The organism is Cyclobacterium sp. (assembly GCF_014762705.1).
Taxonomy (GTDB): Bacteria; Bacteroidota; Bacteroidia; order Cytophagales; family Cyclobacteriaceae; genus Cyclobacterium.
Genome location: NZ_JABURL010000092.1, coordinates 1 through 12352 on the forward strand (window position 1 = coordinate 1; position 12352 = coordinate 12352).

Genomic DNA, 12352 nt, shown 5'->3' on the forward strand with positions numbered 1-12352 from the left:
ATTTGAATACATTCCTTTTTTTTTATCTTATCGACCTAGTTACACTACTAAATTTATTTTTATGGAGAGCCATTCTTTAATCCTCAAGTGCAATCATAAAATCCTTAAAATTGGCCTGGATATGGTCACGCATATTGAGGTAAACGATTACCTGCTCACCGTCTTTTGTCTGGATGGAAGCAGCCATTCCTGCTGCTCCTCGCTAAAAAAGGTGGAAAAAAAATTGCCGGAGACATTTTTCAAAATAAACCGGAACTGTCTGGCCAATGTTAATTTAATCCAGTCAATTCCGCCAAAGGAAAGGGAAATAGTAATGGAAAACAATGTACGACTGAAGGTAGCCAAATCCAAATGGGCTGCCCTAAAAAAAGAATTTCGTCAACCTGATTTCTCGGACAATGGCATCAGGGATACGCATTAATCTAATTTCCTGCTTATTTGAGGGTCTATCAGAAAAAATATGTTTACGTAAAGCCTCCATGCTCAAACGTGTAGCAGCAATAATTAGGGTTGTGTATATCATTTAATTAGAATAACCGAAGTGGAAATTTTATTTCTGGAGGGGTTAAGGGAGGAGGTATAGTTAAGCGTAACGATCTTGAATTTCATCGCTATACCCGGTTTAATTTCTTTTATCTGCCTTTATGGGGAAAGGCTTTTATAAAAAATACTAATGAGAAGAATTGCTAATGCCTTACCACTGGTATCCGTTATTATGCCCTGCAACAATGCATCAAGTTTCATAGCAGAGGCAGTGGAAAGTATCCTGTTACAGGATTTCAAAGACTTTGAGTTGCTGATTATCGACTACGGGGCCAAGGATAAGGCAACGAATCTGATCCTATCACTTGATGATACCCGCATCCGGTATTTCGAATTTGATACCAAGCAGGGAAACTGTGCGGCCAGAAATTTTGGTATGGATCGTGCCATAGGAAAATATATTGCCTTTGCAAATGCTGAGGATCTTTCCCTGCCTGATCGCCTGTCAACACAATATAGTATGCTGGAAAATCATCCCGACACCTTTTGCATTGGATCCTCCTATGAAATCATCGATGAAGCAGGCAGAAATATAGGTTTAGTAAATAAGCCGCCAGACCATGAAAAAATAAAGGTCTTGTTGTTTGCCGACAAAAACACCCGCCAGCCAGCCATGATGATCAGAAATACCCTGTGTCAGGATTTTGGATTTCGATTTGACGAATCCTTTTCCTATGCTGGAGATTATGATTTTGTGGTAAGGGTTGCACAAAAATTTAAGGTCCAAAATATTTCCCAGCCGCTCGTAAGATCCCGGATATATCCGGAACAGGCTTTTACCGAAAAAAGAGAAATGGAAGAGGAGATGGCCAATCGGGTTAGGAGACTGCAATTGGAAACCCTCGGTGTGGATTTTACCGAAGAGGATTTTCACCTTCATTTAAAGTTGATCCATCACCGGTATTTGGAGGATCATGAGTTGGATCAGGTGGAGACATGGCTAAACCGGCTCCTTACTGGGAACCATCAAAAAATGATTTACGACAATGACTTCTTTTATTCAATTTGTGAAAATTTGGCGGCCACTGCGATTCGCCACAACCGGCTCGGGGGATGGTCCATTGAAAAAAAAATACTTACCTGCATTAATGAAATCCTGGTTCCCGGGTCCAAATTGCTTGAGTTCGGTACAGGAAAGGGAACCGAAGCCTTGCTACGAAATTATCAGGTGACCAGCATTGAGCACGATACCCGGTATTGTATTTCATTATCGCAGGAGCATGAATGTATGCTGGCCCCTATAGAAGGGGAATGGTATTCGCCAGAAGAAGTCAAATCTGTTTTATCCCGTATAAATTTTGACCTGATTTTGGTCGACGGGCCTCCCGGGACATTAAGGCAAGGAATTTTAAATCACCTGGAATTATTTAAAGGTATAAAAAGTGTATTTGTCTTTGATGATATGGATCGAGAACTTGACCGGAAAACAATGATTACTTTTTGCAAGGAGCTTTGCCTTACCTACAAAATTATACAGGGGGACAGGAAGCAATTTGCTGTCTGCCGGCCATATCCGGATGACCCATCAAATGTAGACCGAATACCCTTTAAATAATGATTTTGAAAAGCTGGTTTCCTTTCAACTAACAACCCGATGCCATTTCAATCGTACCTGAGAAATTCCAAAAAAAGTAAGGACAAAGGAATGTACTATTGCTGCAGGTATTCATACCAGCACATCACGCCTTATCAGGCTGAGCCTGTCGAAGCCCGACTCCGCTGCCTTCGACTCCGCTCAGGCACCGCAGCCCCAAATCTCCGCGTCAACACATCAACACAACCTCAAACCATCAACTTTATTCTTTTCGTCATCTAAACTACAACCAGCTCAATCCCTATACATTACAGCACCAATCATTTCCTTCAGGGGATAAAACTGCCCGTTCACGGGGAAAATAGGTCAGTTCACGAGAAATACTATTATTCACTTATATTTTTTGATTTTTTCCATTAGATTGGGAAGTAATAAGAGCAAAAACATATATAGATTCCTACTTTTCTGGTAATCTACCTACTATTAAACTGTTTGAACCGCATGAATAATTGTTTCCACAGCTCCGGTAAGATTCCTGAATAGCGAAAATTCGCGTTACCAAAGGAATACTAGGTTTGCAGACTTCATAGAATTAAATGCTTAAAAGTAAATAAAAAAATTCTATCGCGATGAGTGGGCACAATTCCCGGGTGTCCTTAGCAAGTCCGGGGAGATAATAAACATCATCAAATAAAAGAAAAATGAAAAAGTTAAGTTTAGACAAATTAAAGCTGGCAGCAGAGGATGTGCTGCAGAGAAATCAAGTGGGAACTATTTATGGAGGATCTGGTGATTGCACTAACAATGGTTGGTGGAAATGTATGTGTTCGCCGGATGGTCCGTGGCAGTCCATATATATAACCGATTGTTCCTATCCTGAGGATGCAATGGTTGAGTGTACTTGGGTGATACGATGTGAAAGGATATAATTTTTTGAAAAATTCGGAACATCCTTTGGGATGTTCCGATTAAATTACTTAAAGATATAAATATGCTCCAAGTACCAAATCTATATTTCTTCTCATTTTTATGCCTTTTGACTATATTGATTTCCTCTTGTCCATCCCCTTCAACTGTTAAAGAATTACCAACCATCGTAATTCCTGAAAATATCGACTCAGATCTTTATTTAACTGATTTAACCCGTTCAGTACATCGAGTACAATTAGAGACCAATGAAACTGCTCTTTTAGGAATAATTAAAGATGTCAAATATTATAATAAAAAATTTTATGTAAATGATGGAGTCCAGGTTCTCGTTTTTAACGATAAAGGAGATTTTCTTTTTAAATTAGGAAATCAGGGAGATGGACCCGGCGATTATGGAATTGTTTATTCTATGGCAATTGATTTCGACTCAAATTTGATTTATATCTCATCTGCTAGAAAATTAATTGTTTTCTCTCAGGATCATAAATTGATTGAGGAAAGGAGATATCCTATGTTGCTTCCATATATTAATGTTATCGATAAGAACATATTGATCATTTCTGACGAAATTGTCGGAGATTCTGAGCTTGGAATTTCTAATAACACAACTTTGTACAAGCTAGGTCATGATTTGATCGTTAGTGATAGCTCAATGGTAAGAAAAGTAATTATCGACGAAAATAAATCTACAGGGTATAATTTTAAATTTTATATATCGAGTGATGAGTTTGGAAACTATTTCTATAAACCAGTTTTAACACAAGAGTCAATTTTTCCAGATACTCTCTACCGAATAGAAGGAGTTACAATGACACCGTATAAAAAAATCGTTTTTGAAAAATCGAAAAAGTTAGATTTGGATGGATATATTACACCATTAATGTTGAATATCTCTAACTCTTCCTCCTATATAGTATGTGAATATATGCAAGATGCTGAAAGAATGTTGTTCTTATATAAAAAGAGTACATCCGAATATCATAATTTAAAAAATGGTATTTTGGACAAAGATGGAATCCCTATTATGATCAGACCTTTAGATTCGAAAAACAATACTTTCTATTATATCAAACAGGCACAGTATGAAAAGGAATTAAAACAGGAGTTAAATCCAATTATTGGGATTGTTAAATTTGACTAGGTGTATTTGTATCATACTAATTATGTACTCAAAATCATATTATATAGTTACTTATTCTATTCTGTATTAACTTATTATTAAAAGACATTAGCTTCAAACTCCAGCTTCAACAAACAACCCGATGCCAAAGACTGCGGCCCCACCTGCCTGCGCATCATTGCCAAACATTACGGCAAATTGATCTCCCTGCAGGAAATACGGGAATATTCGGAAACCACCGGCTCCGGAAGCAACCTGCTTAAACTGAGCGAGGCGGCAGAGGCCACCTGTATAAATCTCTTGGGTTCATCTTTGAGCCGTTTCAACAAACCTGCTTTTTCTATCCGTTGGTATGCCATAATTGTTTTACTCAATATATCTAGCAATTTTACTCAATACATTGAGTAAATATAAAATTCCAAATTGTTAATTTTTAGCGGGTTCTAATTTATACCCTGGGACTGCAATCACTGCCTTTACCGGGGATGAAGCCAATAAAAGAATACTGTACTGGATCAATTGGATGTAAGATTTATCCCCCGGTACCAGTTCTTTGATTTAAAGGGCAGGCTCATCCACCCAAATGCCCCAAGACTGGAGCAATAGGAGATAAAGGAAATTTTAGACGAGTTTTTAAATTAGAAACTTGATTCGTTTTAAAATTCATACGGCTAATTAACGATTACGCAACGGACATCCACACGTTCTACGGGATGCTATTTTAGTTAAATACAAACTGTACACAAGAATTCGCGTCCTTGCTGTAAATCAACAGGCCGGCAAATTGTATGGTATCACCACAGATGAAGATCCTGGAATTGCTGTTTTTGATTTACCTTCGTTTAACTAACAAAAAAGGCACTATTTCACATCATTTAACAATACAGACTATATTCATAATTGGATTAGATTTTTAAACAAGCTATTTTCAACTACTGGACCCCTTATCTAGCTGATTTTAAGGAGAGATTCTTTAGGCCTCCGATTGTAAACGTAAATAAAACGCTGTTTTGATAGCCTTTCTGCAAATACTAAGTGCATTCTCATGCCTTATCCAATCGCCTCCTGATACCCTAAGGATTATATCCGTCCCCCTGGACCACCGGGAGCCCCGCGGCAAACAAATAACCATCAGTTATACCCTTTTACAACCCTACCAGGAACAAAAAGAAACCATTCTGCTGATAGAAGATCCCCTGGACAACTATTTTCAGCAAGGTATGGAGCTCCGGGAATTGGCGGATGAATTTAACCTGGTACAAATCAAAGGCCGCAATTCGTCCGAAGCCATACTAAATATCCTCCGGGCCAGCGGGGAAACGGACTGGTCCAAAGCCTACCGGCTCCTAAACGCAGACCAGCATGCCCGGGACCTGGAAAGAGTCCGAAAAGCATTGCCCGGGGACCGGCCGGTTCATTTAGCGGGCTTTTCCGGTGCTGCCGCCTACCTGCATTACTACCTTAGCCTGTATCCCGAAAAAGTCAGCTCCCTGATTTCTTTTAACCCCCTACTTTTTGACCTGCAAAAAAACCTGAATTTCCGGGACCCGGCCCGCTGTCCGGAAGCGCAGGCCAACCGGTTTTGGCTCGCCTATTTATGGCAGGCACAAGCCGAAAGTCTTTGTTCGGAAACAAGTGATGGAGATAACTTTCCATTTTATGCCTTTTTACAATGGGGATTTTTGGTGCCTGGCTTATGGGGAAATGGTGAGGAAGATATAGGGTTTAAAGTAAGGCTGTTTGAGCACAGTTATGATTTACTGGCAAACAGGCTGAACGATCAGCCTCCTTCCATTTTGGCAGCATGGATGAAACAGGAAAGTCTTCCCATCTGGAAGGAATTGGAGAAAGCTCCTTTTTCGGTGCATGGAGTGGATTACGACAAAGGCAGGCTGTACGAAGGAAAGGTACTGATCCTGGGCGCTGTCTATGACAAACTGCTATCCAGGTATTGTTATGATGTATTGGCGGAGTTCTACCCCCAGTCCAGCCTTATGCTGCTCCGGGATGGGCACGCACTTGGAAAATTGAGGGCTACCGGATTACATCAGAACCTTATCCGCTCCTTTGTACTTGGGGATAATCAGGAAAAATTCGACGTTTATCAATCCCTGCAGGAGGCAGGGCTGGTTTATGATAAAAAGGATAGGTATAACTTTTGAGGACTTTAAGACCTCGATGGTTTCTTTCGTACACGTTCCAGAAAAGACCTTCGGTGCTAGGGAAACCCCAAAGGTCAATATCTCAAACCTTTGAGGTCTTCGGGACCTTGAAGGTTTTTTTTCGTAAACGCTCCGGAAAAGACCTTCGGGGTTCGGGAAACCCCAAAGGTCAATGCCCGAAACCTTTACTAATTACAATTTGTGAGGCACCATATTTATTTTTCAGGCTTTTTTTGTAAATTAAACTTAAATTAATTTTAAAGAAAGATGAAAACGGCCATTCAAATAGATTTAACCTTTGACCAAATCATGGCGATCGTCCGACAATTGCCCAAAAACCAAAAAATCAAGTTAACCCAAGAATTGGAGAAAGAAGTGATTGGCAGCAAACTTTCACATTTATTAAAGTCCTTTAAGACCGATGACCTTGACCTGGATACCATAACGGAAGAAGTGGAAATAGTCCGACAAGAATTGTATGCAAAACAAAAGCATTAAAGTAATTTTTGACACAAATGTTTGGATCAGCTTCTTAATTGGTAAGCGTCTGGCAAAAATCAGACATCATATTGCGGACGGAAGTCTAATTATTATAACCACCGAACAACTCCTTATTGAAATCAAGACGGTCACCCGCCGTAAAAAATTGAAAAAATATTTTCCAAAAGGAAGAGTAGAAGAATTAATTGAGCTTTTAGAGACCATAGCCGAAAAAGTAGCTATTCATCCTACACATTTTATTAGCCGCGACTCAAAAGATAATTTTTTATTGGACTTAATAGATTTTTCAAAGGCTGATTTCTTGGTTACCGGAGACAAGGACTTATTAGAACAACATCCCTTTAAAACGGCTAAAATTGTAACCCCGGACGAATTTGAAAAACAACTTCAAAATGCAAGAGCTAAGCGTTGACCGAAATGCTTGCTCGTCAAAAAAATAAATTGCGACCTTTCATTGCCTGGTTCTTTATAAACCTTTGAGGTCTTTGGGACCTCGAAGGTTTTGTTCGTGAACGCTCCGGATCAGACCTTCGGGGTTGGAAAAACCCCAAAGGTCACTTAGGTACCCCGAAGGTTTTGTCGCTCTCATTGCATTACTTTTTCTTGAAAAGCGAATCCACAAATTCCCGCCTGTCAAAGACCTGCAAATCGGTCATCTTCTCTCCCACTCCAATGTACTTTACCGGAATCTTGAATTGATCTGATATACCGATGACCACGCCTCCTTTGGCCGTCCCGTCCAGCTTGGTGATGGCCAGGGCACTGATCTCTGTGGCTTTGGTAAATTCCTTGGCCTGTATAAAGGCATTTTGCCCGGTAGAGCCATCCAATACCAGCAAGATCTCATGAGGGGCCTCGGGGATAAATTTTTGCATCACCCGCTTGATCTTGGTCAGCTCGTTCATCAGGTTTACCTTGGTATGCAGCCGGCCGGCCGTATCTACAATCACCACATCGGCCTTCATTTCCACGGCCTTTTTTACCGTATCGAAGGCTACCGAAGCGGGATCGGTGTTCATGCCATGAGAGATAACCGGTACATCCACCCGCTCTCCCCAGAGGATCAGCTGGTCCACGGCAGCTGCCCGGAAGGTATCTGCCGCCCCCAGGACTACTGATTTGCCGGCTTGCTTGAACTGGTGGGCGAGTTTGCCGATGGTGGTGGTCTTGCCGACCCCGTTTACGCCCACCACCATGATCACATAGGGCTTTTTGCCTTCCGGAAGATCAAAATCGTCCAGATCCAGGGTATTGTTCTCCTCCAGCAATCCCGCCACTTCTTCCCGCAACAAAAGGTCCAGCTCGGAGGTGTTGATGTATTTCTCCCGTTCCACCCGCTCTTCTATGCGCCGGATGATCTTGATGGTGGTATCCACTCCTACATCTGAGGTGATCAGGATCTCTTCCAATTCATCCAGGATATCATCATCCACTTTGGACTTGCCAACGATGGCTTTACCTAACTTGGAAAAGAGATTTTTGCTGGACTTCTCCAATCCTTTATCTAAACTTTCTTTTTTCTCGCTGGAAAAAAAACCAAATACTCCCATAATTTTTACTGTAAGGCCCGAATATACGCAAAAATCCCTTCCGATTAGAACCGAAAGGGATGTATAAATGCTTTAAGATGGGGATACTCCTTTATTTTTTAAGGGTCTCCTGAACCAAAGGACTGGGCACCATTTCTTCCTTGAAGGTATAGGCTCCGGTCTTCTCTGAACGGACAGCTTTGATCACTTTGGCATACGATACGCCACCTTCTTTTTTCAGTGTTGCAACTACTTTCTTAGCCATGATTGTATTGTTTTATCCCTGAGGGAAATTTCTTACTTGATTTCCTTATGAACCGTCACTTTTTTCAATATGGGATTGAATTTCTTCAATTCCAAGCGCTCGGTAGTGTTCTTTCTGTTCTTGGTGGTGATGTACCGGGAAGTACCGGCCATTCCGCTTTGTTTGTGTTCCGTGCATTCCAGGATCACCTGAACTCTGTTACCTTTCTTAGCCATTTCGTTTTGTAATTTATAGTGGTGTTGAGGTAAATCTTATTTGATAACGATGTCCCCTTTTTTCTGCGCATCTTTCAGTACGGCGCTGATTCCTTTTTTATTGATGGTCCTCAAAGCAGAGGAGGAAACTTTCAAAGTAATCCAGGCATCTTCTTCAGGAATATAAAAGCTCTTCTTGTGCAGGTTGGGGTAAAATCTACGCTTGGTTTTATTATTGGCGTGAGATACGTTATTGCCTACCTGAGGCCTTTTTCCGGTAATGTCACAAATTTTTGCCATGATATATGTATACAGTAATGATTGACTTTTTTCAATTGGGTTTGCAAATATCGGAAGAATTCATTAAATAACAAAAGCAGGCCCTATAAATATTTAATAAATCCCTGCCTGCCAACTTTTTGGTTTTGAGCCATGATTACAGCAGCCTTTTCTTATATTTGCCCCTTGGAGCCAAAAACTCCTAATTTACAATACTATTGATTTTAATAAGGAGATCCATGATGCAGGAGATCAGTTCAAGCCAGGAAGCCATTCAGCTGGAAAGCAAATACGGCGCACACAATTATCACCCTCTACCCGTAGTCCTCAGCAAGGGTGAGGGCGTTTACCTTTGGGATGTGGAAGGAAAAAAATACTTTGACTTTCTTTCTGCCTATTCGGCTGTCAACCAGGGGCACTGCCACCCAAGGATAAAGGAGGCCCTGATCGAACAGGCCGGCACCCTTACCCTCACCTCCAGGGCATTTTATAATGATGTGCTGGGGCCCTATGAAAAATACATCACCGAATACTTTGGCTTCGACAAGGTCCTCCCCATGAATACAGGAGTGGAAGCCGTGGAGACCGCCATTAAAATTGCCAGAAAATGGGGCTATGAGAAAAAAGGAGTTCCCGAGCAGCAGGCGAAAATCATCGTGGCAGAGGACAACTTTCACGGCCGTACCACTACAGTGATTTCCTTTTCCAATGACGAAAACGCCCGCAAAAACTTTGGTCCCTATACGCCTGGCTTTATTCGTATACCCTATAATGACCTGACGGCACTTAAAGCGGCCTTGGCGAATAATCCCGACACGGTGGGCTTTCTCATCGAGCCCATACAGGGAGAAGCGGGCGTCAACACCCCGGATGCAGACTATATGAAAGAGGCGAAAAAGCTCTGTCTGGAATACAATGCCTTATTGCTGGCAGATGAAATACAAACCGGTATAGGTAGAACAGGTTCATTGCTGGCCGTTTGTGGCGATTGCAGCTGTGAGGGGCATTGTGAAAAGCAGGAGACCTATGTGGAACCGGATATCCTGATTCTGGGCAAGGCCCTTTCCGGAGGCTTCTTTCCGGTCTCAGCAGTTTTGGCCAATGAAGCTATCATGGAAGTCATTCACCCAGGCCAACATGGCTCGACCTTTGGCGGTAACCCTTTGGGAGCCAAAATAGCCATGACGGCACTGGAGGTGGTAAGGGATGAAAAATTGGCCCAAAATGCCAGGACTCTCGGTAAAATTTTCCGGGAACGCATGCAATTGCTGGCTGAAAAATCACATTGGGTAAAACTGGTAAGAGGCCGTGGACTGCTCAATGCCGTGCTGATCAACGATAGCCCGGACAGCAGCACCGCCTGGGATATTTGCGTGGCATTAAAAGACAATGGGCTGCTGGCCAAACCCACCCATGGCAATATCATCCGCTTTGCCCCTCCATTGGTCATGACCATGGAAGAGTTGCACAGCTGCTGCGATATCATAGAAAAAACCATTCTGGCTTTTGAAAAACCCGCAGTAAAAGCATGAAAAAGCAAGCTGTCATTTTTGATATGGATGGGGTGATCTGCCATACCAATCCCTACCACTCGGAAGCTTTTAGGGTGTTTTTTGGCAAAAGAGGGCTAAGCCCCACAGAGGAAGAGTTTGCCCAACACATGTATGGCAAGAGCAATAAATACATCTTTAGCCATTTCTTAGGCAGGGATTTTATGGGTGAAGAATTTTCGGCATTAGAAAACGAAAAAGAAGGGCTCTTCAGGGAAATATATGCCCCGAAAGTGGAAACTATTCCCGGTTTCCTGCCTTTTTTGGATGATTTAAAAACAAGCGGCTTCCGCACCGGGGTAGCTACCTCTGCACCGGCTGCCAACCTGGAACTGATCATGGGAACGCTTGGCTTTGGGCCAAAAATGGAATCCATTTTGGCCAGTGAGCATGTAAAAAAGCACAAACCCGATCCGGAGGTTTACCTGACATCCGCCAGAAACATGGGAATGAATCCCGAAAACTGTCTGGTTTTTGAAGATTCCTACAGTGGGGTATCCGCTGCCCGGAACGCCGGCATGCAGGTTATCGGCGTGCTTTCTTCCCATAGAAAAGAAGAATTGCCCCCATGTAATCTGTATATCAAGGATTTCCATGAAGTAAATGCCGACATTATTGCAGACCTTTTGACCTGAGTCATTTTTTGCAGCGGCTATGCCCCAATTAGCGGGCAAATCCCTTAACTTTGTCAGCAAAGTAGTTATATCGATTATGAACAGAAGACCCAGAAGAAACAGGAAATCGGCAGCCATACGGGCACTTGTGGAAGAAACCAGGCTTTCAGTAAAAGACTTTATTTTTCCGCTCTTTCTGATCGATGGTATCAACCAGAAGGTAGAAGTAAAATCCATGCCGGGCATCTACAGGTATTCGTTGGACCAGATGCTGGAAGAAATTGATGACTGCCTGAGCCTGGGGATAAACGCTTTTGATATTTTCCCGGCCTACCCGGAAGACAAGAAAGACCGTTTTGCTACAGAAAGTTACCGGGAGGACACCTTTTATTTAAAGGCCCTGCGGAAAATCAAGCAAACCTTCCCCCAGGCCTGCATCATGACAGATGTGGCCATGGATCCCTATAACTCCGACGGGCATGACGGACTGGTAGACAACGGTAAAATATTGAATGACGAAACCCTGGAGATTCTGGGTAAAATGACTTTGGCCCAGGCCAGGGCCGGAGCAGATATCATCGGCCCCTCCGACATGATGGATGGGCGAGTGGGCTATCTGCGCAAACTGCTGGATGAAAATGGCTTCAAAGAGGTATCCATCATGTCCTACACAGCCAAATATGCCAGTGCCTTCTACAATCCCTTCCGCGATGCCTTGGATTCTGCTCCCAAATCAGGAGATAAAAAAACCTATCAGATGGACCCGGCCAACAGCCGGGAAGCACTGATTGAGGGCCAGTTGGACATGGAGGAGGGAGCTGATTTTTTAATGGTCAAGCCCGCATTGGCCTATCTGGACATCATCCAACTACTCCACCAGCAATTTCCAATTCCTATTGCTGCCTACAATGTCAGCGGGGAATATGCCATGATCAAAGCATCTGCCGCCAATGGCTGGCTGGACGGAGAAAAAGCCATGCTGGAATCCCTGCTCAGCATCAAAAGGGCGGGTGCCAAAATCATTTTAACCTACTTTGCCAAAGAAGTGGCCCTATACGAATCCTAACAATGCTTTGATTTTTTCGTAATTTAAAATCCCAATACCAGTAATTTATCCATAAAAACCATCCA

Annotated in this window: 14 protein-coding genes; 10 read left to right on the top strand and 4 right to left on the bottom strand. The window is 42.5% G+C overall.

The genetic code is table 11. From position 1 onward, the window contains the following. The 7 genes from HUJ21_RS17695 to HUJ21_RS17725 all read left to right on the top strand — a co-directional run. Positions 1-421: LytTR family DNA-binding domain-containing protein (locus HUJ21_RS17695; protein ID WP_291371895.1), on the top strand; the 421-nt coding region annotated here is incomplete at its 5' end. A gap of 252 nt (positions 422-673) precedes the next feature. Beyond that, positions 674-2098, top strand: a complete 1425-nt coding sequence (locus HUJ21_RS17700; RefSeq protein WP_291371896.1) for a glycosyltransferase — start codon at positions 674-676, stop codon at positions 2096-2098. Between the two features lie 970 nt (positions 2099-3068). After that, complete coding sequence (locus tag HUJ21_RS17705) at positions 3069-4148, top strand: 6-bladed beta-propeller (RefSeq protein WP_291371897.1); 1080 nt, start codon at positions 3069-3071, stop codon at positions 4146-4148. A gap of 156 nt (positions 4149-4304) precedes the next feature. Continuing rightward, positions 4305-4535: a hypothetical protein gene (locus tag HUJ21_RS17710; RefSeq protein ID WP_291371905.1), complete on the top strand. Its 231-nt coding sequence runs from the start codon at positions 4305-4307 to the stop codon at positions 4533-4535. A gap of 602 nt (positions 4536-5137) precedes the next feature. Continuing rightward, positions 5138-6289: an alpha/beta fold hydrolase gene (locus tag HUJ21_RS17715; protein WP_291371898.1), complete on the top strand. Its 1152-nt coding sequence runs from the start codon at positions 5138-5140 to the stop codon at positions 6287-6289. Positions 6290-6556: 267 nt separating this feature from the next. Then, positions 6557-6787 (top strand): hypothetical protein, encoded by a 231-nt coding sequence (locus tag HUJ21_RS17720; RefSeq protein ID WP_291371899.1) that lies wholly within the window; start codon positions 6557-6559, stop codon positions 6785-6787. Continuing rightward, positions 6768-7202 carry a putative toxin-antitoxin system toxin component, PIN family gene (locus HUJ21_RS17725; protein ID WP_291371900.1) on the top strand — a complete coding sequence of 145 codons (435 nt, stop codon included), beginning with the start codon at positions 6768-6770 and terminating at the stop codon, positions 7200-7202. Before HUJ21_RS17720 ends, HUJ21_RS17725 begins: the two co-directional genes overlap by 20 nt. 181 nt (positions 7203-7383) lie before the next feature. On the opposite strand, the gene ftsY is transcribed toward HUJ21_RS17725, so the two are convergent. The 4 genes from ftsY to rpmB all read right to left on the bottom strand — a co-directional run bounded on the left by ftsY (position 7384) and on the right by rpmB (position 9078). Further along, positions 7384-8340 (bottom strand): signal recognition particle-docking protein FtsY, encoded by a 957-nt coding sequence (gene ftsY / locus HUJ21_RS17730; RefSeq protein WP_291371901.1) that lies wholly within the window; start codon positions 8338-8340, stop codon positions 7384-7386. Between the two features lie 91 nt (positions 8341-8431). Next, positions 8432-8584 (bottom strand): DUF4295 domain-containing protein, encoded by a 153-nt coding sequence (locus tag HUJ21_RS17735; protein WP_162341906.1) that lies wholly within the window; start codon positions 8582-8584, stop codon positions 8432-8434. Positions 8585-8616: 32 nt separating this feature from the next. Beyond that, a complete protein-coding gene (gene rpmG, locus HUJ21_RS17740) occupies positions 8617-8799 on the bottom strand; it encodes a 50S ribosomal protein L33 (protein WP_163380267.1) in 183 nt (60 codons plus the stop codon). Between the two features lie 36 nt (positions 8800-8835). Further along, positions 8836-9078 carry a 50S ribosomal protein L28 gene (gene rpmB / locus HUJ21_RS17745; RefSeq protein ID WP_073095464.1) on the bottom strand — a complete coding sequence of 81 codons (243 nt, stop codon included), beginning with the start codon at positions 9076-9078 and terminating at the stop codon, positions 8836-8838. Between the two features lie 218 nt (positions 9079-9296). On the opposite strand from rpmB, the gene rocD reads away from it, so the two are divergent. From rocD to hemB, 3 genes are all read left to right on the top strand, one after another. Further along, on the top strand, positions 9297-10589 hold the full coding sequence (gene rocD, locus HUJ21_RS17750) for an ornithine--oxo-acid transaminase (RefSeq protein ID WP_291371902.1): 1293 nt from the start codon (positions 9297-9299) through the stop codon (positions 10587-10589). Continuing rightward, positions 10586-11242, top strand: a complete 657-nt coding sequence (locus HUJ21_RS17755) for an HAD family phosphatase (protein WP_291371903.1) — start codon at positions 10586-10588, stop codon at positions 11240-11242. The genes rocD and HUJ21_RS17755 overlap by 4 nt, the downstream gene beginning before the upstream one ends. A gap of 76 nt (positions 11243-11318) precedes the next feature. Next, positions 11319-12287, top strand: a complete 969-nt coding sequence (gene hemB / locus HUJ21_RS17760; RefSeq protein WP_291371904.1) for a porphobilinogen synthase — start codon at positions 11319-11321, stop codon at positions 12285-12287. Positions 12288-12352 lie beyond the last annotated feature (65 nt).

Coding starts and splice junctions, on each gene's coding strand:
- rpmB (WP_073095464.1), bottom strand. CDS start 9,078: ATGGCAAAAATTTGTGACATTACCGGAAAAAGGCCTCAGGTAGGCAAT.
- HUJ21_RS17725 (WP_291371900.1), top strand. CDS start 6,768: ATGCAAAACAAAAGCATTAAAGTAATTTTTGACACAAATGTTTGGATC.
- rpmG (WP_163380267.1), bottom strand. CDS start 8,799: ATGGCTAAGAAAGGTAACAGAGTTCAGGTGATCCTGGAATGCACGGAA.
- HUJ21_RS17720 (WP_291371899.1), top strand. CDS start 6,557: ATGAAAACGGCCATTCAAATAGATTTAACCTTTGACCAAATCATGGCG.
- rocD (WP_291371902.1), top strand. CDS start 9,297: ATGATGCAGGAGATCAGTTCAAGCCAGGAAGCCATTCAGCTGGAAAGC.
- HUJ21_RS17755 (WP_291371903.1), top strand. CDS start 10,586: ATGAAAAAGCAAGCTGTCATTTTTGATATGGATGGGGTGATCTGCCAT.
- HUJ21_RS17735 (WP_162341906.1), bottom strand. CDS start 8,584: ATGGCTAAGAAAGTAGTTGCAACACTGAAAAAAGAAGGTGGCGTATCG.
- HUJ21_RS17705 (WP_291371897.1), top strand. CDS start 3,069: ATGCTCCAAGTACCAAATCTATATTTCTTCTCATTTTTATGCCTTTTG.
- ftsY (WP_291371901.1), bottom strand. CDS start 8,340: ATGGGAGTATTTGGTTTTTTTTCCAGCGAGAAAAAAGAAAGTTTAGAT.
- HUJ21_RS17700 (WP_291371896.1), top strand. CDS start 674: ATGAGAAGAATTGCTAATGCCTTACCACTGGTATCCGTTATTATGCCC.
- hemB (WP_291371904.1), top strand. CDS start 11,319: ATGAACAGAAGACCCAGAAGAAACAGGAAATCGGCAGCCATACGGGCA.